The organism is Acinetobacter sp. RF15B (genome assembly GCF_007558235.1).
Lineage (GTDB): Bacteria > Pseudomonadota > Gammaproteobacteria > Pseudomonadales > Moraxellaceae > Acinetobacter > Acinetobacter lwoffii_C.
This window is the reverse complement of sequence record NZ_VLSR01000001.1, coordinates 42265-67059: the sequence shown is the minus strand read 5'-3', so window position 1 is coordinate 67059 and position 24795 is coordinate 42265. Positions and strand designations below refer to the sequence as shown.

Annotated in this window: 20 protein-coding genes; 7 read left to right on the top strand and 13 right to left on the bottom strand. The window is 44.9% G+C overall.

Annotated features, from left to right (window positions below):
• Positions 1-4 precede the first annotated feature (4 nt).
• The 5 genes from E2K74_RS00300 to E2K74_RS00280 form a co-directional block, all read right to left on the bottom strand.
• A complete protein-coding gene (locus tag E2K74_RS00300) occupies positions 5-1837 on the bottom strand; it encodes a diguanylate cyclase (protein ID WP_151205963.1) in 1833 nt (610 codons plus the stop codon).
• A 163-nt stretch (positions 1838-2000) separates the two neighbouring features.
• Positions 2001-2342, bottom strand: coding sequence for an FKBP-type peptidyl-prolyl cis-trans isomerase (locus E2K74_RS00295; RefSeq protein ID WP_151204272.1), 342 nt, complete (start codon positions 2340-2342; stop codon positions 2001-2003).
• Between the two features lie 82 nt (positions 2343-2424).
• A complete protein-coding gene (locus E2K74_RS00290; RefSeq protein ID WP_151205808.1) occupies positions 2425-3048 on the bottom strand; it encodes an MgtC/SapB family protein in 624 nt (207 codons plus the stop codon).
• Between the two features lie 87 nt (positions 3049-3135).
• Complete coding sequence (locus E2K74_RS00285) at positions 3136-3666, bottom strand: YaeQ family protein (protein ID WP_151205807.1); 531 nt, start codon at positions 3664-3666, stop codon at positions 3136-3138.
• Positions 3667-3749: 83 nt separating this feature from the next.
• Positions 3750-4769, bottom strand: coding sequence for a CobW family GTP-binding protein (locus E2K74_RS00280; protein WP_151205806.1), 1020 nt, complete (start codon positions 4767-4769; stop codon positions 3750-3752).
• Positions 4770-5153: 384 nt separating this feature from the next.
• Between E2K74_RS00280 and E2K74_RS00275 the strand changes: the two genes are divergently transcribed.
• Together E2K74_RS00275 and E2K74_RS00270 are read left to right on the top strand one after the other, a co-directional pair.
• Positions 5154-5366 carry a hypothetical protein gene (locus E2K74_RS00275; protein ID WP_151205805.1) on the top strand — a complete coding sequence of 71 codons (213 nt, stop codon included), beginning with the start codon at positions 5154-5156 and terminating at the stop codon, positions 5364-5366.
• A 344-nt stretch (positions 5367-5710) separates the two neighbouring features.
• Complete coding sequence (locus tag E2K74_RS00270) at positions 5711-7318, top strand: bifunctional 3-(3-hydroxy-phenyl)propionate/3-hydroxycinnamic acid hydroxylase (protein ID WP_151205804.1); 1608 nt, start codon at positions 5711-5713, stop codon at positions 7316-7318.
• 857 nt (positions 7319-8175) lie between these two features.
• Here E2K74_RS00270 and E2K74_RS00265 read toward each other — a convergent pair.
• From E2K74_RS00265 to E2K74_RS00240, 6 genes are all read right to left on the bottom strand, one after another.
• Complete coding sequence (locus tag E2K74_RS00265) at positions 8176-9069, bottom strand: LysR substrate-binding domain-containing protein (RefSeq protein WP_151205803.1); 894 nt, start codon at positions 9067-9069, stop codon at positions 8176-8178.
• Between the two features lie 15 nt (positions 9070-9084).
• On the bottom strand, positions 9085-10275 hold the full coding sequence (locus tag E2K74_RS00260) for an MFS transporter (protein WP_151205802.1): 1191 nt from the start codon (positions 10273-10275) through the stop codon (positions 9085-9087).
• A 26-nt stretch (positions 10276-10301) separates the two neighbouring features.
• Positions 10302-10859: a TetR/AcrR family transcriptional regulator gene (locus E2K74_RS00255; RefSeq protein ID WP_373688380.1), complete on the bottom strand. Its 558-nt coding sequence runs from the start codon at positions 10857-10859 to the stop codon at positions 10302-10304.
• 134 nt (positions 10860-10993) lie between these two features.
• Positions 10994-11515: an acyl-CoA thioesterase gene (locus tag E2K74_RS00250; RefSeq protein WP_151204263.1), complete on the bottom strand. Its 522-nt coding sequence runs from the start codon at positions 11513-11515 to the stop codon at positions 10994-10996.
• Between the two features lie 284 nt (positions 11516-11799).
• Positions 11800-11982: a hypothetical protein gene (locus E2K74_RS00245; RefSeq protein WP_151204262.1), complete on the bottom strand. Its 183-nt coding sequence runs from the start codon at positions 11980-11982 to the stop codon at positions 11800-11802.
• Positions 11983-12317: 335 nt separating this feature from the next.
• The gene (locus tag E2K74_RS00240) at positions 12318-13307 is read right to left on the bottom strand and encodes a patatin-like phospholipase family protein (RefSeq protein ID WP_151205801.1); all 990 of its coding nucleotides are present in this window, start codon (positions 13305-13307) and stop codon (positions 12318-12320) included.
• Positions 13308-13429: 122 nt separating this feature from the next.
• On the opposite strand from E2K74_RS00240, the gene chrA reads away from it, so the two are divergent.
• Positions 13430-14638, top strand: coding sequence for a chromate efflux transporter (gene chrA / locus E2K74_RS00235; RefSeq protein ID WP_151205800.1), 1209 nt, complete (start codon positions 13430-13432; stop codon positions 14636-14638).
• Positions 14639-14861: 223 nt separating this feature from the next.
• Here chrA and gltS read toward each other — a convergent pair whose 3' ends face one another.
• The gene (gene gltS / locus E2K74_RS00230) at positions 14862-16100 is read right to left on the bottom strand and encodes a sodium/glutamate symporter (protein ID WP_151205799.1); all 1239 of its coding nucleotides are present in this window, start codon (positions 16098-16100) and stop codon (positions 14862-14864) included.
• A gap of 886 nt (positions 16101-16986) precedes the next feature.
• Between gltS and E2K74_RS00225 the strand changes: the two genes are divergently transcribed.
• On the top strand, positions 16987-17694 hold the full coding sequence (locus tag E2K74_RS00225; RefSeq protein WP_151204258.1) for a nitroreductase: 708 nt from the start codon (positions 16987-16989) through the stop codon (positions 17692-17694).
• Positions 17695-17787: 93 nt separating this feature from the next.
• On the opposite strand, the gene E2K74_RS00220 is transcribed toward E2K74_RS00225, so the two are convergent.
• Complete coding sequence (locus E2K74_RS00220; protein ID WP_151205798.1) at positions 17788-18978, bottom strand: multidrug effflux MFS transporter; 1191 nt, start codon at positions 18976-18978, stop codon at positions 17788-17790.
• Positions 18979-19128: 150 nt separating this feature from the next.
• Here E2K74_RS00220 and yccS point away from each other — a divergent pair, with 150 nt between their 5' ends.
• The 3 genes from yccS (at position 19129) to E2K74_RS00205 (ending at position 24675) form a co-directional block, all read left to right on the top strand.
• Complete coding sequence (gene yccS, locus E2K74_RS00215; RefSeq protein ID WP_151204732.1) at positions 19129-21303, top strand: YccS family putative transporter; 2175 nt, start codon at positions 19129-19131, stop codon at positions 21301-21303.
• Between the two features lie 85 nt (positions 21304-21388).
• Positions 21389-21949: a hypothetical protein gene (locus tag E2K74_RS00210; protein ID WP_151204731.1), complete on the top strand. Its 561-nt coding sequence runs from the start codon at positions 21389-21391 to the stop codon at positions 21947-21949.
• A 179-nt stretch (positions 21950-22128) separates the two neighbouring features.
• Positions 22129-24675: a PepSY domain-containing protein gene (locus E2K74_RS00205; RefSeq protein WP_151205797.1), complete on the top strand. Its 2547-nt coding sequence runs from the start codon at positions 22129-22131 to the stop codon at positions 24673-24675.
• The last annotated feature ends 120 nt before the right edge of the window (positions 24676-24795 follow it).

Sequence of the window (24795 nt, the reverse complement as noted above, 5' to 3'; positions counted from 1 at the left end):
CATTTTATTCTGCCATTTTTAACTGGTCACGCCCCGCCTGCTTTGCGGCATAAAGTTGGACATCCGCAGCTTTCATCAATTCATGAATATCGGTATAACGCTGCTGATCATCCATCCAGGCCACGCCTATACTCACCGTCACATAAGTCTTATGATCGCCCCGGTTCAAATGCTCAAACTGCTGTTCACGAACCTTCCGCAGTACATTTTCCAGATAAGCTGAGGCGACCTGAATTGTCACATTTTTCAGCAGAATCGCAAATTCCTCTCCCCCATAACGTGCTAGATAGGCAGATTCGGGTAATTCTTTCTGAATCACCTTCACCAGATTCTGTAAAATTTCATCCCCCTTCAAATGCCCATAATAATCGTTATAGTTCTTAAAATAATCGACATCCAGCATGCTAAAAATCAGGCTTTGCTGTGAATCTTGGTGCAGATGAGAAAAGTGCTTTTGTATTTCTTTATTCAAAGCTCGCCGGTTAAAGGCTCCTGTCAGCGCATCTATATTCATCTGGTCTTCGAGCCTGGTATTCAGCTCATATAACTGTCGGGTACGCTCCTTCACTTTCTGGTCCAGCGAGCTGTTTAGCTCCTTTAAACGTATATTTAGCTGCTCGGTTTGATAAGTGTGATGGGCATAGTTTCTGGACTGTTGAAACATGGTCAACAAGGCATACAGACTGGTTGAAATAAACAGTAAATTTGTAGTTTCAATAACATTGATCAGTAATAGATAATCATTCAAAAAGGTCAGGCACAAAAAAACCACTGCATATAAGGTGAGACGTGAATAAGGCAGTTTTTGCCGCAAGGTCTGATAAAAGCCATAGATAAAATTACCCCCAATCACCCAACAGAAAATAGCGCTATACAGTGCCACACGTTCAAATATTTCCGGTTGAGTAAACAAGGTCACCGCACAGTTAAACAGCAGAAAAGCCACTGCTATATAATAAACATGGCGATGCAGATAACGCTGATTAAACAGGTACATATAGCTGAGGAAAAACAGAATCGCCAAGAAGGTGAATAAATATTGCAGACGCATCCCCCAAAGCCAGTCAATACTGGTAAAGACCGAATAGGCATAAGGGGCATTAAACAGGTTGTGCAAAGCCAGAAAAACAATAAACAGGCCAAAGGTAAAAATACTTCTACTATTACGTTCCTTGGAACCACGAAAGACTGAAAATAAAATTGTAAAGCAGCCGATTCCCAACACCATGCCACTGACCATGCTGATACTCATCATAATCTGCTGGTACTGTCGGTTAATGGTGCTTGCTGTTCCAATCCGCAGCGGACGTTCGAGTCCTCCATGCAAAGTACTGTAATTGGAGACTTGAATACTCAGGGTAACATACTGGCTTTCTGGTACAAAATAACCGATCTGAGGCGCTCTTTTGGTGACTTGACCTGCCGCAGTGGTGCTGACTTTACCTAAACGCAGAATAAAATCACCATTCATATAGACGCGATAGGCGCCATATTGTGCCGGAATATGGATCGCTATTCTTCGTCCGATAAATTCTTTAGGAATTTTAAAATGGCCAATAAAAGTGCCATATCCCATATTTGATCCGGTCAGATTTTTAAAGGACGCCGGGAGCTGACAAACTTGTGGCCGGACCACCGGACTAGGTGCAGTAATAAACTGCCCCTGATAAAACAGCCAGTCCGTATCCAAAGACGTACTGGTGTTCTCAGTAAAGTTAATTTCCGCAATATCATGTTCGGGAGGCGATGCAAAAGCAGATAAGGCTTGGGCTTGAGCTATCACCGATACAGTCAGTATGAGCCAAGCCGCCACTACCTTATAGATATGCCTTATCATGTTTTGCAAAAGCGCAATATTCCTGAAAAACCGGTTATTTTTCAATCTTACTTAGAATCAGAACAAGTACAATTTTTTTTTGTAGTGAGTACGACGAAGCCTACCCAAGCCATGACTTCGTCTTTTTTATAGAGAGTGAAAAAACAGGATATCGGCAGCCCGATTATTCATCACGGGTTTTTACGTCATACAGTTCAATTTCAAAAATCAGATTCGAATTGGCTGGAATGATTTTCCCCATTTTACGTTCACCATATGCCAGATGTGCCGGAACCCGCAATTTACGTTTGCCACCCACTTTCATTCCTAGGATGCCTTGGTCCCAGCCCTTAATTACCCGGCCCGTACCAATCACGGTTTCAAAGTAATTTCCGCGATCCAGTGATGAGTCAAATTTGGTTCCATCTTCGAGCCAGCCGGTATAGTGCGTGGTAATTAAGGCACCTTTGACCGCTTCTTTCCCCTCACCTACTTTTAAATCAATAATTTCAAGTTCGTTGATCATCGTCATTCATCCAAAACCGGTATTTAATTCAGGCAGTATAAACCGGATTTACTCAAATTCCTTGCGCTTTCCTTGCAAGGGCCTAAAAGCTGAGCTGCTGAATTTCCTCATCCTGCAGCAAGCACTGGGTCAATTTTTGATGGTTTTTGGCTGATCCCATTAAGACCCAATGCCCAGTAATCTGTCCTTCCATTTTTTGATGATGAGAATAGATCACTTTTAGATGATGGTCTTTAAACAGTTGTTCATAATGGTCGATTTTATGCTGTTCAAAACAGCAGACCATGTCATAGCTGCGCTCCTGATTCAGCAATTCAATCCCGCGCTGGACATACAGCAGGAATACCAGCACCAGCATGACTATAATCGTGGTCCAGATACTTAATAAGGCATAACCTGCACCGACTGCCATGCCCAGCGCAGCCGTCATCCAGATGGTGGTTGCAGTGGTAATGCCGGAAATCCGGTTCTCATCTTTCAATATAACCCCGGCACCCAGAAACCCCAGACCCGTCAAGACATTGGCTGCCAGCCGGTCAGGATTTTCCACACCAATTTTCAGGGAAATAATGGTAAACAGGCAGGAGCTCAGGCTGACCATGATCATAGTGCGCAGCCCGGCGGATTTACTGTGATATTCCCGCTCTGCGCCAATAACTGCACCGAGCGCAACTGCTAGCAGCAGCTCATACAATTCATGAGACATGTCTCGACTCTGGAACTGACCCGACCTCCCAGATATACGAGATTTTGTGACCAGGATACAAGTGGAGACTTGCATCCATCCTGACGCTTATTGTAACTGTTCCCACTCGATGACCGCCTGTGCCTGATCACCAATCAAGGTCCATTCTCCATCCATGACATTGAGCTGCAATTGCATGGTTCTGGCACATAATTGCTGTATCGCGTCTGTACTTACAGGAGATAGTTTCCAGACTTCAAGATTGGCCAGGGTTTTCAGTTTTGGGTTGCGCTTATACCATTCATCGACCGCTGTACCATAAGACACAATCGCCACCTGCTTGCAGCGGGCACTGGCTTTTTTCACCTTGTCTTCATCCGGACAGCCGACCTCAATCCATTTCAGCAATTGACCGGTCAGGTCTTTTTCCCACAGGGCGGGTTCATCTGTTTCAAACAGGTCTTTGGTAAATTCCAGCCCTTCCTCGGCATAACGTGCAAAAGCCAAAATTCGCACCATTAAACGCTCAATCGTTTCTGAAGGATGCTGCGCCATCGTCAACTGATAATCCGCATAGTGGTGCTGATCCATGTCGGCAATATTCAGGTCTGCCTTATAAATTGTTGCTTTTAACGCCATAATATTATCCTCAAATTTGGCGCCTAGCATATAAGATTTATTCTGGCTTTGCTGCACAGATTCGGGCCTGAAGCGGACTTTTATCAGGCTTCTTCCTTTTCCGGATCGATACGACATTGTAATAAGGCAGTTTCAAATCCCAGCCAGTCCCGATCCTGCTGATAAATAATTTCAACCCGATTATCAATGCCTTCTTCAGCCGACTGATAATTAAACTGCTCAGGGTTGAAGTTAAAGCTTTTCCAGCCTTGCTGGGTATTAAAAATCCCTTTAATTCTGAGCCAGTCCTGCTGCTCACACAGCAGATCAAGCAATTCATAAAAATCGAACTGCCAGCGTTTTGGAAATTTCCAGCCGGCCACCTGATAGCCTTGGGCACGCTCGACATAATGATAAGGCAACTGCCGGATAACTACAGGTGCCTCATCAGTTTGGGACAGCCGTGGGCGCAGCTTTAATAAGGGTTGCAGCTGGCGTGGGCTGCCCTGATAGTCCTGCTGGATTTCAGTGATGTCCAGCTGGCCTTGTTCCGCCATCAGCCAGCGCTGGGCATAAGGCTGATATTCGGCTTTTAAATGTTGCAGTGCCAGATGATCGGCCTCTGTCATCAAGTCTGGATGGGAAATCACGATCAGCTGTGCCGCTTTCAACTGATCGGCATACAGATATTGCTGGGTCCAGGCCTGATCATGCAAACGTGAGCCATCCACCACCGTAACCAGCACCTGCATTTTTAACTGGCTGTGCCAGTACGGTTCTGTCAGTTGTTCTAACAGCTGTGCAGGATGACCTAAACCAGTCGGTTCAATAAACAGCCGGTCCGGTTTGGCTTCGGAAAGCAGACGCGATAAGGCGATCTGCATCGGTAACTGGCTGCTACAGCACAAACATCCACCGAGCAGCTCTTTGACGGCATAGCCTTCCTCCTGACTTAATAACTGCTGGTCTACCCCAATCTGACCAAATTCGTTCATCAGCACCGCCCAAACCTCCTGTTCAGGTTTCTGAGCCAGCAGCTGTTTTAACAGGGTGGTTTTACCGGCTCCTAAAAAGCCAGAAATAATATGCACAGGAATAGCAGGTGAAGCAGCAAGAACTTTCAAAATCGACTCGCAACAAAATAGAAAACAGCAAACGCTGACCATTATAAAAGATGAATCTACTAAAAGGCTGATGGATAACTACAGGAAGCCAAATACGGCTCTGTTTTCTGCTTACAGAGCTTTTTTGCTGCTTTTTATCCATCTGAATCACCCAATAACAAGTAACTCTGAAATATCTACACACATTTTTTGCTAAGCTTCTCCTATATAATTAACAAAAAACAAACAATTTTCTTGGATTTGTAAATATTCAGTTCGTTCTGGTGTGCGGCTTTTGTTAATTCATTTGCCCGGCCTATTTTCGCTGCTTAGGATGAATTCCTGTCAGGCCGGTGTGATGATCACGCTGACATGTTAAAAATGAAATAACCAAGGATACTCAACATGAAATATGCACAACTTTTACTTGCAACCACTTTAACTGCAGCAGCAGCCACCAGCTTTGCAGCAACAGAAAAAGCAGCTGAACACACGACTGAAGAACAAAAAGTAGTCGTCAGTACGCAGGAAATGCCGACTTCTGGTGCAACTACAGAACAGCCGGCTTCTGAAGCTGCTGCAGAAGGTCAATCTTCAGCAACGCCTGCTGCTCGTTAAGCTGATCTAAACCCTCGGAATGAGAAGCATAGCCAGCACAGTAGAACTCCAGTAGGCCTCGGTCTATACGGCTGGTTATGAAAGAATGCTGAACCACGCGAGAGCGGGTTTGGCATTTTTCTTATAGATTAAAGTTCATTTACCATAGTCATAATTGATCATAAAATTGCTGTCGGCTATTAAAGAACAACAAATTAACCATTTAGAATCAATAAATTATTCTGAACCATCCAACCCTTTCTTTCTTTATTTAATACACATTACCTACTATGGCCTAGCTTGTCTGAATACCCGATTTATCCCTTAATGCCCCATATTGATTGTGGATTGAATGGATATTCGCTATGGGCAAAACAAATTATACAACTGAAGTCGCGATTTTAGGTGCAGGCCCAGTAGGCTTGACACTTGCCAATTACCTGAGCAAACAAGGCATACAAGTGACGGTGGTCGAACAGTTGGATAGTTTGATTGATTATCCCCGTGCCATTGGGATTGATGATGAGTCGCTGCGTACGATTCAGTCTTTAGGTCTGGTCGATCAGGTGCTGCCACATACCACACCCAACCATGCGATGCGTTTTTTAACTCCTAAAGGTCGCTGTTTTGCCGATATTCAGCCCTTAACCCGTGAGTTTGGTTTCTCACGCCGTAATGCCTTTATTCAGCCTCAAGTCGACCGTGTTCTGTTAGAGGGCTTAAAACAATATAAAAAAACTGAAGTGCTTTTCTCACGTCATTTGACTGACTTTAGCCAGAATGCCGACGGTGTAACACTAAATGTTCAGACCAAAGAAGGCGGTACAGAAACCATTCAGGCGCAATACCTGATTGCCTGTGACGGCGGTAATTCTTATGTCCGCCGTACGCTGGGTGTGGCATTTGATGGTGAGACTGCACCCAACCAATGGATTGTAATTGATATTGAAAACGATCCGCTAGCGACCCCGCACATCTATTTATGCTGTGATCCGGTGCGTCCTTATGTGTCTGCTGCCTTGCCACACGGTATTCGCCGTTTTGAATTTATGGTCATGCCGGGTGAGACCCAAGAAGAACTCAGCCAGCCTGAAAATATTGCCAAACTGTTATCTAAGGTTTTACCAACCACTGATGGTATCGAAGTGATCCGTCAGCGTGTCTACACCCACAATGCACGTATTGCTGATAAGTTCCGTGTAGACCGTATTTTGCTGGCAGGTGATGCTGCCCACATTATGCCGGTATGGCAAGGTCAGGGCTATAACAGCGGTATGCGTGATGCCTTTAACCTGGCCTGGAAAATGGCGCTAGTCATTCAGGGCAAAGCAGGTCCGGCACTGCTTGACTCTTACCAGATTGAACGTAAAGACCATGCAAAGGCCATGATTGATCTGTCGGTGATGGCGGGTCACGTACTGGCACCACCCAAAAAATGGCAAGGTTTTGTACGTGACGGGATTGCCTATGCACTGAACTATATCAAGCCCATCAAGCAATACTTGCTGGAAATGCGCTTTAAGCCGATGCCTAAATATCATGACGGCGCGCTGATTCCACACAACAGTAAAAACTCACCGGTAGGTAAAATGTTCATCCAGCCGCAGGTGCGTGTGGGATCAGGTGAAACCGTTCTGCTGGATGAAGTGATCGGCAATGACTTCGCCATCATCGCTTGGGGTGTAGATCCGAAATGGGGACTTTCAGCAGAAAACCTGCAAAAGTGGCAAAAGCTGGGCGTAAAATTTATTCAGGTGCTGCCTGCCATACAAATGGATAATCCGCAGCGTCAGCACTATGAACATGTAATCACCATTGGTGATATGGGTACAGATATTCGTGCTTGGTTCGGTCAGACGTCTGAATCTGTGGTGATCTTGCGTCCAGACCGTTTTGTGGCAGCACTTGCTATCCCACAAACCCTGAACAGCATCAGTCAGCAATTGTTCAACAAGCTTTCGATTCAAGTTTAAGTTCCTCAAGTAGAACTCACAGAAGACCATGCCTTGGCGTGGTCTTTTCATATCATAACCGTCAGTTTTCAATAGCCTTTTAAGACTCTCTCAATAGGAATTACCAAAACTGCTGCCCTGCCTTAAATCACCCGTACTCATCTTTGAAGGCAAGCTGATTAGAAGTAGCATTTTCAATATAAGCCATGTTCAGCCTTATATTGCTTGATGTCTATTTGGACGCTTTAATTTATCTTCAATAGCGCAGAGACTTTCAATATCTATTTAAATACTTGAATATAAAGATGGTTTTTTAATTCTTAGATTGGCACCTGAAGTACAACAGAGATTAGATTATTGGAAGCAAGAAATGGTTATTTTGTCAAGCAGGTCCATCAATTAGCGCGAAGAGCTCATGTTTCCAGTCCTAAAAAAATCCATGATAAAAGGCAGACCCAGGTGATTTCTCGTCTTAAGCTTCAAAGCAGTCCTGAACAAATTGCTTCATCTAACAGGATAAAAATAAGGGCGGTACACTCCCCCCCTACGTTTGGGAAATCAGAGAAACAGAAAATACGGCTCTTCAGAAACCCGTGGCCAGCTGTGCAAGAATGAGAAATAGACTGGTATTTTGCTGATTCTTATAGCGTCTGTCCATGAGACAGGAATACAAATACCAGAGGCTTAATCCGGCCATATATTCAAAAAGGCAGTGATTTAAAGATCTAGATGGATGACTATCTTTCAGAAATCACTCAAGGCTCGAATCATTGCCAAAAAAAGACCCGGCTTTAAAAGTCCGAGTCAGGTATGGCAGCAACACGATATTGCATCTTCAAGGCTAATCTGCAATTTATGAAAGAGATCTGATTGAGGAATTAAAACAGATTCATATAAAACTGTTCATTCAGGATCTTTAGGATCAGTTCAATTAATTCATTTTTCTGGCCTTTACGGTAACTGGCATACAGGTCAATCATCGGTAAAGGTTCAATGGTATTTTTAACCACAATCTTGTCACCCAGTAGAGGAATCACATAAGCAGGCACCAGGCTCCAGCCCACTCCCATCCCCACCAGATTAACATTGAGCAAAATATTGGTGGATTGCTGGACCACATTCACATTAATTTTGGACTGTTGTAAAAAGTCGGTCACAATCTTGTACAGCTGGGGGGAAGCCCCTTCATCACTGATAATAAAATCCTGTTGGTTCAGACTTTTGATACTGACATGACGCTGTTCAGCTATCGGGGAACTTTTGGGCACAATCAGCGCCAAAGGCTCACTAAAGATCTGCACATGTTCCAGCTCTTCGGCATGCTCGATATAACGGGTAAAAGCAATATCAATTTCCCCTTTCTTTAAGGCCCTGAACTGCTGGGCATCTGTCAGACTATGAAAATTGATTTTCACTTCCGGAAAATGTGCCCGGATGGTTGGCATGATATAAGGGAAAACTTTCATTTCCGCCACAGGTACAAAGCCGATATTGAGCTGGTCCTTATTGGCATGGGCGATTTGTCTGGCCAGCTGTATGGCACGCTCGGCATGTTCCAGACTCAATAGCGCCTCTTTTAAAAAGGCCTGTCCGGCTTCGGTCAACTCCACTTTACGGTTATTGCGTTTGAGTAACTGTACCTCGACTTCGCGTTCCAAATCTTTAATCTGCTGGCTCAAGGAGGGTTGTACGGTATTTAATTTTTCAGCGGCGCGGGTAAAGTTCAGTTCATTCGCCACTGTCACAAAATAGCGTAAATGTCTTAATTCCATCTGCTTGTCCCTCTCTTAGCTGCCCACAATTGCATGGTGTTTTTTGGCCACATATTGACGATAAACCCATAGGGTCAGCATGATTAGAACTGCACAGAAGATATAGGTCTGTTCAAAGCCCCATTGTGCAATCAGCAGTCCCATCACGATCGAACCCACAGCCAGACCGAGATCAAACAGGGTAAAGAAAGTCGAAATCGCATGGCCCATGCGCTGTTTTTCAACCGACTGAATTGCCAGAGTTTGCAAGCATGGAAATAAGGACCCATAGCCGATGCCGATAAAGATTGCTGACAACCATAATATCCACTGATTAGAAACCAGACTGACGATGAACAGACCAATTGCGAAAAAAACAAACGAAGGATAAATCACCGCACTTGGACCTTTGCGGTCATAAATTTTGCCCACCCAGGGACGCACCAGCAGCATCGATACAGCAAACACAATAAAAAATATTCCGGCATAAGCCAAGAGCTGCTTAGACTCACTATAAGGCGTAATAAAGCTGGTGATACTGGAATAGGAAAATGCCGTAAGTAGCGCCACAAAGCTAACCGCCAGCACCCTTAACTCCAGAATATCATGCAGACTAAACCTGGATTTTTCCGCCTTTAGCGGTGTGGCTGGAGGAAGTTCCGTGATATTCAGCATCCAGCAGAAAATCAGCCCGATGGAAATAATCACCGCCAGCAGGCCAAAGAGCACCTGAAAGCTGGTCACTTGTATGATGCTCAGCGCCAGAAGCGGCCCAAAGACCACTCCCAGATTGGTGGACATCACAAAATAGCCCATCCCCTCACCTTTACAGTGCTCCGGTATAAATTCGTTGGCTATCGGTACCGTCACGGTGGTCAGAATACTGAACCAGATTCCATGAAAAAACCGGACTGCCAGCAGGGAGCTCATACTGTCGACCAGCAGATAACTAAAGGCAAACAGGGCAAAGATCACTCCGGCAGCACGTAGAGAGACTTTTTTGCCCAGCTTTTCAATGATCAGCCCGGAAAACGGCCGGATCGCAATAGAAGATGCCAAAAACAGGGTTAAGGCCAAACCCGCCTCCTTGACCGTTCCGCCCAGATCTTTCATGATATATATCGGCAAGATGGTCAATAAAGCAAAGTAATAAACAAACAGAAAAAAATTATTCAACAAGCAAAGAATGAATGAGCGATTCCATAACCGCTCAGGAGCAACTGACATAACACCCACTTTTAAAAGTCACACGCTCAAACAGAAACCAGCACTGGAGCTAATACAAGGTCGACCAGCTTCTGGATATAGACTTCATCCGGCAGCCGGTTAAAAAAGATAATCTGATAATGAATCGGGCCATACAGGCTATCCAGCATCAGATCAAAAGGATAATCTGCCCGGATCTCACCGCGCTGAATGGCCTGTTGCAGTAATTCATGGGTCTGCTGGCGACGCGGCAATAAATACTGCTGAAAAAACTCACTCGTCAATTCCCGATGATCCGCAATCACCACCAGCAAGGCCCGCCCCACTGGATGATTTAAAGCCTGGGCAAGCAGGCTTAACTGCTGGATCAAATTGGTTCTCAAGCTTTCTTCTGCATTCAGTTCAAATACCGAAGCGGTATGCTGCTTGAAGGTATCCAGCACCAGTTCCGATTTATGTTTCCACCAGCGATAAATGGTTGATTTTCCTACGCCTGCCCGGGCAGCAATATCTTCAACGGTCAGCTGGGAATAGTCACCTTCAGTCAAAGCCTGCTTGACTGCCTGTAAAATCTCGTCCTGACGGCGTGAGGATTTTTCTTCCACCTTTAAAAGCTCCACAATCGAAACGATACGTATCGTTTCATATTAAGGTAAAAATAAAGGCCCGACTAGAGCCTGTATTTGGTTTTCATCAAAAAGACCTTTCAAAAAGCCTTTTTTTATGACAATTTCACTATTTAGCTATGGGCAGTTTTTTTATAGATGCTGCAGGATGGATGATGATTTTCCTGCAAGCGGGCCACTTTACGTTGCTCTGCAGCTTCAAAACGGCAGCGTTTCCAGTCATTATCGAGTTTCAGCGGTGGAATCTGTTTTGGTTTACCATTTTCATCGACTGCAACCATGGTGAAATAACAGCTATTGGTATGACGTACAGTACGTTTTTGAATATTCTGTGCTTCTACACGAATACCAATTTCCATAGAAGTACGGCCAACATGATTCACACTGGCCAGGAAAGTCACCAATTCACCGACATGAATCGGCTCTTTAAAATTCACCTTGTCTACAGATAGGGTCACGACATAACTGCCCGAATAGCGGCTGGCACAAGCATAAGCCACTTGGTCCAGTAGTTTCAGAATGGTGCCCCCATGAACATTTCCTGAAAAATTCGCCATATCTGGTGTCATCAGAACGGACATCGTTAACTCAGACTGGTCATCCGATACTGGGGCAATTTGATCTAAAAGGGTCATCGTTTTTTCTGAACTCTTTGAATGACAATGATATAGGTCATTATTATATCAATTTTAACATAAATAAAATGTTCAATTCGGCAAATAAAACATCACAATTATTTATACAGAAAATTACTTTATATAGAAAAAAGTATATTTAATTATTTCTATCGCATTTTCAGCATGCAGAAAATAAGCTTAAATTAAATAAGAGTTTATTTAAGGCAAATAAACGACCTATATTTGAATTGCACTTTATCAGCAAATACTCGACTTTAATCAGCAGCACTTTAATGCTTAAGCTATTTTTCTTCCTCGACCCGTTTGAGCATTTCTCGAGCAACCTTTTCATAATTGAGTATTTGCTGCCCATCAAGTGTGGTTTCAATATCAACCGAACCATCTGCATGCACAGCAGTTACGGTGAAAATATAAGATTCAAATTGTGCCAGTTTAACGTGTTGTCCAATTTCAATATGATTCATAAAGCTCTCAAATTTTTTAGTATTCATTAAAATACATTCTGGCATGCAGATTATGTTTTTGAAATATTTGCTTAACTTAAGTCTATAAACAAATATGTTAAAAGTTCAAATTAACAGCAATAGAGTTTTATAAAAATATTATATTTTTATAATTCAATCTCTTGTATTTAATTATATTCTATATTTTGTGAATATATAAGCAATAAATAGCTGGGGGAGATAATCAGATCATAGACAAAAACGATAGCCCTGCTCAGTATCTGGAGGAGATCTAGTTCCAACAGCTTTCATCCCATATTCAAAAAGAGGAAAAGATCGGCTGATTTTCCAAAACGTTATTGTGCTTCATGGGTCAACAACTGGGGAATACGATGTCCGCGAATATAATTATGCTTTTGATAGACTTGGGCAATCTCGGTTAGCTTGTATTGGGTCGCCTCAATTCCGGCCTGCATCGTCATTTCCCGACCACGCACATCGAAAATATGGCCTTTCTCACGCAAGTCCGGCTGAATGACGACATCGGCATATTGCAGCTCTTCATGGGCCAGACGCTGCTGCATAATATTAATATTTTGGTTAAACAGTCCCCAGACATTGCTGGTTTCGGTGTGTATAGGCTGTGCCAGTATATCCACGGCGATAACAATATCGGCGCCGAGTTCACGCGCAACCTTAACCGGCACCGGACTCACTAGCCCGCCATCCACGTACTCCTGGCCCTGAATCAGCGTGGGAATAAACATGCTCGGAATGGATACGGATGCACGTACCGCCTGTCCAGTATTGCCGTAATTAAAGACCACCTTTTTGCCTTCTTTAAGTGCTGTTGCCACCACAAACATTGGAATTTTCATGTCCTGCAGCGGCATCTGGTCAACCTGCAGATTGACATAGTCCTCGACCTTTTTACCATCAAAGAAGCCTTTCAGGTCCAAACGGATGTCCCGGACATCATTCGCTTTCATGTTAAGGGCAATATTGCGTAATTCAATTGCCGGCTTACCGCTGGCATAGATGGATCCGACCAGACTGCCGGCACTGGTACCTACAATAAAGTCGGGACGGATGCCCGCCTGCTCCAGCACCTCAATCGCACCAATATGCGCATACCCACGCGCCCCGCCACTACCTAAGACCAGGGCAACAATCGGCCGCTGTTCGGTTTTTTTTATCTTCCAGAAATTAATAAGATTTGGACGCGACTGGGCTTCTACAATGACAGCAGACTGTAAATGATTGGTCAAAGATGTCATGGGCACAGTTTGGCAACCACCAAGCACCACCACACTTATAATGACCAGACTCAATACATAATTCTGCATGTAGCGAAGACCTTCCTCACCCAAAACAGCATAGTGTATAAACGCATGCGCAAATAATCTGTAGAATTTCGTAAAACTGTCATACAGTTGGCTTAGCTTATCTATATTTTTGCAGCGACTGTATGACTCGACCTTCGTTATACCAGATTTTCCTGATTTTCCTACAACTTGGCTGTGTTTCCTTTGGCGGACCTGCCGCCCATCTGGTATTTTTTCACCGTAAATTTGTCATGCAGTTAAAGTGGATAGACGACCCGCTCTATGGTCAGCTGGTAGCGCTGGCCCATCTGCTTCCGGGTCCAAGTAGCAGTCAGGTCGGTCTTTCCATTGGTTATCTACAGCGAGGTTATGCCGGCGCATTGATGGCCTGGCTGGGATTCACCCTCCCTTCTGCGATGCTCATGACAGGCATTGCGCTGCTGGGACAGCATTATTTTTATATCTTAGACGCAAATAGCTTTCACACCCTGCAACTCGTGGTTTTCGCTGTGATCGCCTGGGCGTTCTGGCAGATGTTGAACAGTCTCTGTAAAACGGCCTGGCAATATGCCGTGGTGCTGATCTCGACCCTTTTGCTTGTGGTGATCAGCGTCAGTTTTAACCAGCTTTTAGTAATTCTGCTGGGAGCCATCAGTGGCCTGCTCATGGCCAGGTCTGGGCCAGCGTCTACTCAACAGCCAAATGCAGAGCATGCTCCAGCCATTGACTCAACATTTACCAGAAAGTCTGCTGCACCTTATTGGCTGCTTATCTTTATCTCACCCTTTTTCCTGCTTCCGCTTATCGTCCACTTCACTGAATGGAAAAGTCTGCAATTTTTTGCAGATTTCTATCAGACCGGTTCCTTGGTCTTTGGGGGAGGCCATGTGGTTTTACCACTGCTCTATCAGGATTTTGTGGCCACACATCTAGTTTCCGGGCCGTCATTTGACTTGGGTTATGCCTTCGCCCAGCTGATGCCCGGTCCCCTGTTCAGCTTTGCCAGTTATGTGGGTGCCTTGCTTCCATGGACAGCCTTTCCCTGGCTCAATGCCCTTCTTGCCACTTGTGCGATTTTTCTGCCCTCGTTTTTGCTGGTCTTTGCCGCCCTGCCTTACTGGTCCTGGCTGATGCAACAACGCTATATTCAGCGGACAGTTAGTGGCATCAATGCAGCTGTGGTGGGTTTGTTATTGTATTTATTGCTCGATCTGTCGCAGCGTTCTTTCCGCTCTTGGTCGGATCTGCTATTTGTCCTCCTCATGATTTTATTGCTTCGTTCCAAATTGCCGGTCTGGGCGAGCCTGATCAGCGGTTTTATCATATACCAGGGCTATCTCCACTATTTTTAAATCTCTTTTCCTATTTCCAGCCAGTAAAAAAGCCCCGAACCAGTCGGGGCTTTTGCTGCCAAGTCTTAGCAGCTCTTTAAATTGACTTGATCTTGGTGTTTAGCAGAATAGCCATGCTGGAACAGTTCGCTATGCGCCTTGATTAACAAAATTGCAATCAGGTACATACTGGCCATTATTTCCATCCACCGATCTGCATTACCAAAGTTTTGTATACAAAAAATTATATAAAGAACTTTAGAATCATCTGAATGACCGTTGCATTGATCAGGTCAACAAAGAATGCACCACATAGCGGCACAATCAGGAACGCCTTATGCGATGGGCCATAGGTATTGGTGATCGCCTGCATGTTGGCTACCGCAGTCGGAGTCGCCCCCATGCCAAAACCACAGTGACCGGCTGCCAGTACCGCAGCATCATAGTTTTTACCCATCACACGGAAGGTAATGAAACCTGCATATAAGGCCATGGTTAAGGTCTGCGCCCCCAGAATCACCATCAATGGTCCTGCAAGATCTGCCAGTTGCCAGAGTTTTAAAGAAAGCAATGCCATTGCCAGATAAAGCGACAAGGACGCATTTCCAAAAACATCAATCGCCCGGTCAAAGACCTGAACTTTAAAAATACCTTCCAGCACATTACGCAAAATCACACCGCCTGCCAGCGCCCATACGAAAGTCGGCAGCTCGAATGCCGTTCCTCGGCTAAAGCCGGTCATAAATTCTGCAAATGCCAGACAACCGGCAAACAGGCCTAGCGTTGTAATTGCGTTATCCGCGGTAATCAGACGTACCTGATGTGGATATTCAAATGGAATATATTCCGTAGAATTAATATCCATCGGGGTATTGTTGCGCTTTTCAATCTGCTGGTTGGTACGCTCAGTCGCCAGATTGTGACGGTTAATCAGAAGCCTAGCCAAAGGTCCGCCAATGATTCCGCCAATAATCAGGCCAAAAGTCGCACTGGCCATTCCCAGTGCAAGCGCACCCTGAATACCGTGCTGAACTTCCAGAATTTCACCCCATGCTCCTGCTGTACCATGTCCCCCGGTCAAGGTAATTGAACCAGCAATCAGACCAATCAGCGGATCGATGCCCAGTAAAGTCGCCAGACTGATCCCTACGACGTTTTGTATCACAATGAATATAGAAATCGCCATCAGGAAGATCACCAGCCCAATCCCGCCTTCACGTAGTTTGGAAAAGTTGGCGCTCAGACCGATTGAGGAGAAGAAAATTAACATAAAACTGGTTTGCAATTGGGCACTTGTGGTAATGCTATAACCCCAGAATGTGTGTACCAGCAATGAGAGAATCGCTGCAACCAGACCACCTGCAACAGGCTCAGGAATGTTGTAACGTTTTAAGAATTCGATTTTATTGACCAGGAAACGTCCGAGTAACAGCACGATAGCTGCCGCGATCAAGGTATAAAATGCGTTAAAAGTAAAATCCATAATTTTTGCCCAAGATGATCTGGAGTTTTTTGTCGTTCTAAAAGTCACTTTATGTTGCAGTCTGCTTGCAACCTATGATGACTACGCCAGAAATGCCTCGAAGTCATCTCTCACTTTTAGAATCACAAAACGCTTAATCATCCCTTTCAAACTTATGAATATCATCATGATGATCATATTCAATAAATGAGAGATTTATAAAAGCGAAAAAACAGCCTGTCTTTCAACTTCATGCCTGCTCAAAACGAGCAGTTAATTATATGAAAGCTGATGAATCACTGTCATTTACTACCCAAAAATATTTTACATTTTTCTGAGCGCTTTCAACCTAATTGGCTTAAAACAAGCCGTTTGGAATAACTTTATTTTAAGTAGATCTTAGCCATGTAAAGCTGAATTTCTTCAAAGCACATGTATTCAGATGAAAAGTCGCACATTATGCTGTTTCTTTGTATAAAGTTTTATTATTTTTTATTAGAAATAGTTAAATCACCTATAAAAAATTATTATAAGTTATTATTTCTTATATAAAATTTAGCATTTATTAATTCAAATAAACTCTTAATCTCTACATTAAAATTTGATCTTCTGGCTACTTTAGTCGTCTACCATCTGGAACTTTCCAGGAGCTTAAAGGCCTCAAGAGATGCCTGTTATCACGCTTTCAGCCGCTTATAAGAGCTTGCAGCAGTTTATCCTGCATATTATGACCCTAATAGATCACTTAAAAAATCAGGAGATTTAGCTCTTGAAACAGGCATTTTAATTCCCCTCAGAATGAAAAAAAATTATAACAGCTCATCACGTTATTCACTTTGTACCCACCAAACTGTTTGTTTAGTTTATAGTCATTCAAAATCGTAAGGATATAAGATTGGATATCAAAATGGATCAAAACCTCGTTCGTGCAGTAGACCAAACCATTCGCTCACGTCATTCCGTGCGTGCTTTTTTAGATACTCCGGTCAGCACCGAGCTGCTCAAAGATATTTTAACCGTTGCGAGTCGTGCACCTTCAGGAACCAATATCCAGCCCTGGAAAGTGTATGTGCTGACAGGCAAAAAGCGGGATGAATTGGTACAACGGGTGTGTCAGGCGCAAATCGAATTACAGGCCAATCCCGCGCTAGCAGAACACTATGGCGAAACTTTTTCCTATTATCCGCAGCAATGGTTTTCGCCTTTTATAGAACGTCGTCGTGAAAATGGCTGGGGCTTATATGGCCTGCTCAACATTCAAAAAGGCGAAAAAGAGAAGATGGCTCGTCAACAGCTGCGAAATTATGAACTGTTTGATGCACCGGTAGGGCTCTTCTTTACTTTACATAAGGCGCTGGGCATCGGCTCTAAAATGGATGTTTCCATGATGATCCAAAATGTCATGATTGCCGCCAAAGCGCGTGGCTTGGATACCTGTCCACAGGCTGCCTGGAATCCTTTTAATCAGCTTGTGCTGGAAGTGGTCGGTGCAGGACAAGAGGAAGAACTGATTTGTGGCATGGCGCTGGGTTATGCCGACCCTGATCATATTATCAATAGCTATATCACCCCGCGTGTTCCGGTAGAGGAATTCGCAGTATTTTTAAATCACTGATTAAGAAGTTTTGTTTTACTCAAAAAGCCAGGGACAAAGCCCTTGGCTTTTTTTACACTCCACCGCTTTGATGCCTTCTTTAGGCTCGATTGCTCAGGCTAATTTACACTGCATCCATATTGCAATACAGACCAGCAAGGTCATCACCAAAGCCATATTCAATAATGCATTCCAGAGTAAAAAGTTGAGTAAAACCCCACCCAACAAGCCGCAGGTAAATTGCATACTGCCGATAATGGCACTGGCGGTGCCCGCTCGCGCGCCCTGTTCGGACATGGCCAGTGCCATCGCATTAGGACCGGTAAAACCCACTGCCGCCACGACCAAAAACAGGGCGACCAGAACGGGAATGACTGACTGAGTATCCAGCAGCCCCATAATGAGTAAAGCACTCACCCCAAGGGCTTGTAGCCACAGTCCCAGTTGAAGTCGTCCCCGTATCGTGAAACGTCCCACCAGATGTTTATTAAGCGCTGAAGATAACATGATACCCATCGCATTTACTCCAAATGCATAGGCGAACTGCTGTTCACTCAGCTGGTAACGGTCCATAAAAATAGCCGAAGAGGCACTGATATAACTGAACATGATGCCACCCGACAGACAGCCTACCAGCATTGGATGCCGGAAACTCTCGTCCTGAAAAATGGCACGGTACAGACTTAATACCTGCTGAAAGTTCAGTTTCAGCTGCTGTTCCGGCTTTAGCGTTTCTTCAAACAGAAAATGTACGCAAGCCAGCATAAACAGGCCACTCATCATGAGGACCACAAAGATCATGTGCCAATCATAAAAAATCAAAACCCAAGCGCCCAAGCTGGGTGCAACAATCGGTGCGATACTGGTCACAATCATCATGCTGGCAAAAGCTTGAGCGGCCGACTGCATATCCAGACGGTCACGAATCGCAGCACGCACCATGACCACGCCTACACAGCCGCCTAAGGCCTGCAAAATCCGCGCTGCAATCAGACTCCATTCATTCTGGGCAAAGATACACAACACGCTCGCCACAATATAAAGACAGAGCCCGAAATACAGCGGCGGCTTACGTCCGACCCGGTCACTGATCGGACCATAAATCAGCTGCCCAAGCGCCAGCCCCAGAAAATAGGCAGGTAAACTGTTAGCGACCATCTGGGTACTGACCCCAAAGTCTGCGGCCATTTCTGGCAAGGCAGACAGATACATATCAATGGATAAAGGCCCCAATGCAGTCAGCGAAGCCAATAAAATAATCCAGGACATACGATAAGGCTGCTGTACTGTATTGCTTGAGTTCATGATTTAAGATTTAAGATTTAACGCGATGAATGCAGACAAGTTAACACAGCACATAGTATGATTTATATGGAAATTAAATGTTATCGAGATCGCATTTTTACGCGAAAATTCACTCTCCCCCACACCAGACCGAAGGATAAAGGATCACCGTTGAAATCTTGGCTTAATCATCTTAAACGCACCACTTATAATACGACCTTGATGTATAACCTGCGTATGCTGGTCGCGTTTATAGGCACAGCCTTTGTGCCCTATTTTATGGGGCAGCAATTAATGACTATTCCCCTCACCTTGGGAGTGGTAGCAGCTGGCTTAAGCGATATTGATGACCGCTTTTCGGTGCGCATCCTGAATCAACTGTATACCTATCTCGGTTTCTTTATAACCGCTGTTGGTGTGTATCTACTATTTCCTTATCCGATTCTGTTTGCGCTGGCTTTAATTGTCTCTTGTATAGCCCTGATTCTGCTCGGTTCACTGGGACGGCGTTATGCCACAATTTCGTATGGCTGTCTGGTGGTGTCCGTCTATTCCATGCTGGGCGTTGACCTGTTTGATGGCTGGTATGTGCAGGCCGGCTTATTGGTGATTGGGGCCATGTGGTATGGTCTGCTCTCCACCTTAAGCTTTCTCTTCTTTCCGGCCCATCGTGCGCAGGATAGTCTGGCCAAATGCTATGCCTCACTGGGTGACTTTCTATATGCCAAGTCCAATCTGTTTGATGTCGACATGACCCCGAACAGCTATCAGCAGAGTATCATTGAGCTATCTCTGGAAAATGGCAAACTCATTTCAATTTTTAATGAAATGAAAACAGTGCTGTTAACCCGCCTGAAAGGTGACCGTGGGCAGAAGGACACCCGCCGCAGCCTGCAATACTATTTTGTCGCGCAGGATATTCATGAGCGGGCCGATTCGGCACATATTGACTACCAGAAACTGGCCAAGCTGTTTGAACACAGTGATGTGCTGTTTCGTTTTCAACGCATCCTGTCCCTTCAGGCCAAAGCCTGTAAGGACCTGGCGGACAGTATTCAGCTCCGCACCACCTATGTACATAACAAGCGTTTCAAACATGCCTTTGGCAATCTGAGACAGTCTCTGGAAAAGCTACGACAAGAACAGCAATATGATCAGGTCTGGGTAAATGCCTTATTTTCGCTCTATCAGAACCTGAAATCGATTGATGCCCAGCTGCGTAATCTGGAAACTGAGCGTCATATCAAATTTGACCGGGCCAAGTATATTGACCACCAGCTGAAAGATGATGATCTTAAAGGCTGGGAGGATATTAAGATCCGGATCAAGCAGCATCTGACCCCTGAATCCGTGCTGTTCCGGCATGCCATCCGCCTGTCGATTGTGCTGCTGATCAGTTATATCTTTGTGCAGCTAACCGATATTGAATATGGTTACTGGATTCTGCTGACGGCCCTGTTTGTCAGCCAACCTAACTTTAACGCCACCAAGCGCCGCTTACGTTTACGCATTATTGGGACGCTGGCCGGTATTACGCTGGGTTATGCGATTTTATATTTTGTACCTTCGGTAGAAGGACAGTTATTACTGCTGGTCATCAGTGGTATTTTATTCTTTGAATTACGCAGCAAACAGTATGCTCAGGCCACGGCCTTTATTACCATTTTGGCCCTGATTAACTTTAACCTGGATGGAATGGGCTTTGCCGCAGCCTTCCCGCGCATGATCGACACCCTGATTGGCTGTGCGATTGCCTGGTTTGGGGTGAGCTTTATCTTCCCCGACTGGAAATTCCGTCGTCTACCGCGCAGCATCAATCGTACCCTACAAGCCGAGTGTGATTATCTGGGCGAAGTAATTGAACAGTATAAGTCAGGACGCAATAATGGCCTGAAATATCGGGTGGTGCGCCGCGCTGCGCATAATACCGATGCCGAAGTGGCTTCGCTGATTTCGACTTTGGCTACTGAGCCCGACTTCGATCCGCAGCAAAAATCGCTGGCTTTTGAGTTCTTATGTTTGAACCATACCTTTATCAGCTATATTGCGGCCTTGGGTGCGCATCGGGAAAAAATTCAGGATCAGGATATTTTGGACTTGCTCGACAAGGCGCTGATCGATATTCACGGTGCATTGCTGCATGATGAAATGCCGGATCTGAGTGCTCCCAAGATGCTGCTGGATATTCGTCAACGCCTGTCCGACAATCGGGAAGATGACCAAAAGTCATTAATCATCTTACAGCAGCTGTCGCTGATCTTTAGTATTCTGAACCAGCTCAGTCAGTTAAAGCAAAGTTTAAGCCATGAGCACGATCAACAGGCTACCGAACTGGCTTCCCTATAATTTGACTGATTTTGGAACAATATACTCACTGAATGCATCCAATTAATGCTAAACTTTTTAAAGTTTTAAATCTGTTAATTTCATTATGACCGCGAAAAATTTATACGCTTATACCCTACAGCCTGTGAACTATGAAATTTCAGAAGCAGAGCAGCGTCATGCTCAGCTGACGATCTGGCGTAGTACCAATAAAATTGGCATGAAAGCCTGGCTGATCATGGGTGTTATTGTGGCCCTTTCCATTCTGGGTATTATTCTGCTCAAGAACTATTCGACTGTCTTCTGCTGGGTGGCAATTGTCTGTGTGGTGCTGTACTACCTGATTCGTACATTTGGCATGGAATGGTATGTCAAACGCAAGATGAATGAATTTCCGGTTCAGGAAATCAAAGGCATTCGTCTGGGCGTGCAACCGCATGGCCTCGTGATGCGCCAGAAAATGGGCATGCAGGAAGGTGTGGGTGCGATTGGCTGGAAAGATATTTACGAGTGGTATAACACCCCTGAATTTATCCTGGTCAATTTCAAGGTAAAGGGCCAACAAGGTGCCTATATTCTGCCAAAACGTATGGACAGCAAGAATTTCTCTTTTGCCACCATCCGCAAACATCTACAAGCTGAAGTGGGCGAGCCGAAGCAGATCTAAATAGAAGTGAAGCTCAAAAACCTCCTGCCTGGGCATGGAGGTTTTTTTACAATATTTTTTTATAAAAAATTACCTAGACCGCAATATAAATGATAATGAGAATAAATATTATTTTCAAACTCTATAATTTCCAGCTATAATTTTCATAATTTTGTATAAACCACTTTCATCTGACGCCCATGTTAAAAAAAATGTTTTTCCAAATCCACTGGTTTCTGGGGATTAGCGCTGGTTTGATCCTTTCCATCATGGGAGTCACTGGAGCTATTTATTCTTATGAGCAGCAAATCTTAAAATGGATAAATACTGACAGTTATGTGGTTCAGATACAAAATCAACCAAAACTAAGCCCAGCTGAGTTATATCAACGTTTCCAGCAAAACCAGCCTGAGGCCAAAATTAATAGCGTTACGGTGGCCAGCGATCCGGCTGCATCCAGCACAGTGAATATCGCCAAAGAAGGTGCACGACGCGGCCAGAATATTATGCTGAACCCCTACACGGCCGAAGCCCTGCCTGAGCTTAAAGGCCGTGAGTTCTTCCAGTTTGTTCAGCAGTTACACCGCTATTTAACATTGGGTCCATTCGGCAAGCAAATTACCGGTGCCTGTACCCTGATGCTCATCTTCTTCGTACTGTCCGGCCTGTATTTGCGTTGGCCCAAACGCCATTCAATTAAACAGTGGTTCCTGGTTAAGCCGAAGTTAAAAGGCCGAAATTTTATCTGGGATTTACATGCCGTAGTTGGAACCTGGGTAGTCATTTTCTACCTGCTGCTCGCATGCACCGGCCTGTACTGGTCGTATGACTGGTGGCGTAATGGCATGTTTAAAGTATTAGGAGTCGAGCGTCCACAACCAACCATGCAGGCCAATGCCAATCCGGGTCGCAGTGGTAAAAATACTGAAAACACTCTGCCTCCAGAAACAACTGTGCAGATACTGGAGCAAAGCTGGATGGGTTTTAATACTGAATTCTCCGGTAGATACTCGAGCGTGACGTTTACTCTTCCGAAAAAAGCCGATGGTAAAATAGAGTTGAGTTTCGTGGACCCGATCCCTCAGCATGAACGTGCGCGGAATACGGCAAGTTATCATTATGCTGATGCCAAGTTTTATGATGTCCAGCTCTATAAAGATAAAAAGTTAAATGAAAAAATTATGAGCAGTATGCTGCCCGTCCACCGGGGGAGCTTCTTTGGTCCGGTCTACCAGTTCCTAGTCATGCTGGCAGCTTTAACAATGCCTCTATTCTTCGTGACTGGCTGGATGCTGTATCTGAAACGCCGTAAACAGAAGAAACTGACGTTGGCTGCCCGTCAAAGTGCTACTGCCATTCCTTTAGATTCAAATACCCCCCCCTGGCTGATTGCCTATGCTTCACAAACCGGTGTCTCCGAGCAGTTGGCCTGGCGTACCGCAACCGCCTTACAAGAAGCGCGTCAACCGGTTAAAGTTAAAACAGTACAGCAGTTAAGCCTGAGCGATCTGCAACAGGCTGAACAGGTGTTATTTGTTGCCAGCACCTATGGCACCGGCGAAGCACCGGATCTGGCTACATCTTTTGAGAAAAAAATCCTGTCTGCAAAAACCAACCTCAGTCATCTCAGTTATGCAGTTCTGGCACTCGGCTCCCAGGAATATCCAGACACCTATTGCAGTTTTGGCCATCGTATTGATGCATGGTTGCAGCAGAATGCCGCCACACCATTATTCCCGACCATTGAAGTGGATAATGCCAATCATGAACATATCCAGCAGTGGAATCAGGCACTGGCACAGGTCACGCAACTGGAATTACAAGCCATGCGCATTGACAAGACTTTTGATTCATGGACTTTGCATCAACGTGAGCTGCTCAATCCGGGCAGTCTGGGTGCGCCAGCCTTTAGTATTGAACTGACTCCCGAGCATGAAGCCATCTGGCAGGCAGGTGATATTGCCGAGATCCAGCCAGGAAATAGCTCGGAACGTATTCGTGCATTCATGCAAAAATACCAGATTGCTGCCGGTACACAGGTCCCATCTCTGCAACAAAATATTGAACAGGCGCTTTGGGACCGTGACCTGACTCAAGCCAAGCCTTTTGACTCTCTGGAGCAGCTACTTGAGCAATTACCTGTTCTGCCTACCCGGGAATATTCGATTGCCAGTATTCCCAGCCAGCAGGTTTTACGCCTAGTGGTTCGTCAACAAAGCGATGCCCTAGGCCGCTTCGGTCTGGGATCAGGCTGGCTGACCGAGCATGCGCCGTTAAATACTTCAATTGCCTTACGTATCCGTAACAATGAATCCTTCCATCTGGTGGATGATAACCGTCCAATTATCTGTATTGGTAATGGTACTGGCATTGCCGGCCTACTCAGCCTGCTGAGCGCACGTAACCGTCAGGACTATACACAAAACTGGCTAATCTTCGGCGAGCGCCAGCGTGAACATGATTTCTTCTTTGCAAAAACGATTCAGGCATGGTTACAGATGGGCACACTGCAACGTCTGGATCTGGCCTTCTCTCGCGACCAGCCGGAAAAAGTCTATGTACATCATAAGCTGCGTGAACAGGCAGAAGAGCTAAAAACCTGGATTGCTCAGGGGGCAGTGATTTATGTATGCGGTAGCATTAACGGCATGGCCAGTGATGTTGATCAAGCCCTGATCGAGATTCTCGGAGAAAGTAGTGTCGATCAATTACGTCAGGATGGCCGTTATCGTCGTGATGTGTATTAAAACGATATAAAATCAAAAAACCGGGCAAAGCTATCCGGTTTTTTATTGCATACAGAGATGACAACTTAATCTGTTCTTAAACAATCAGGACATAAAAATTTCCAGTCAACTTAAACACAG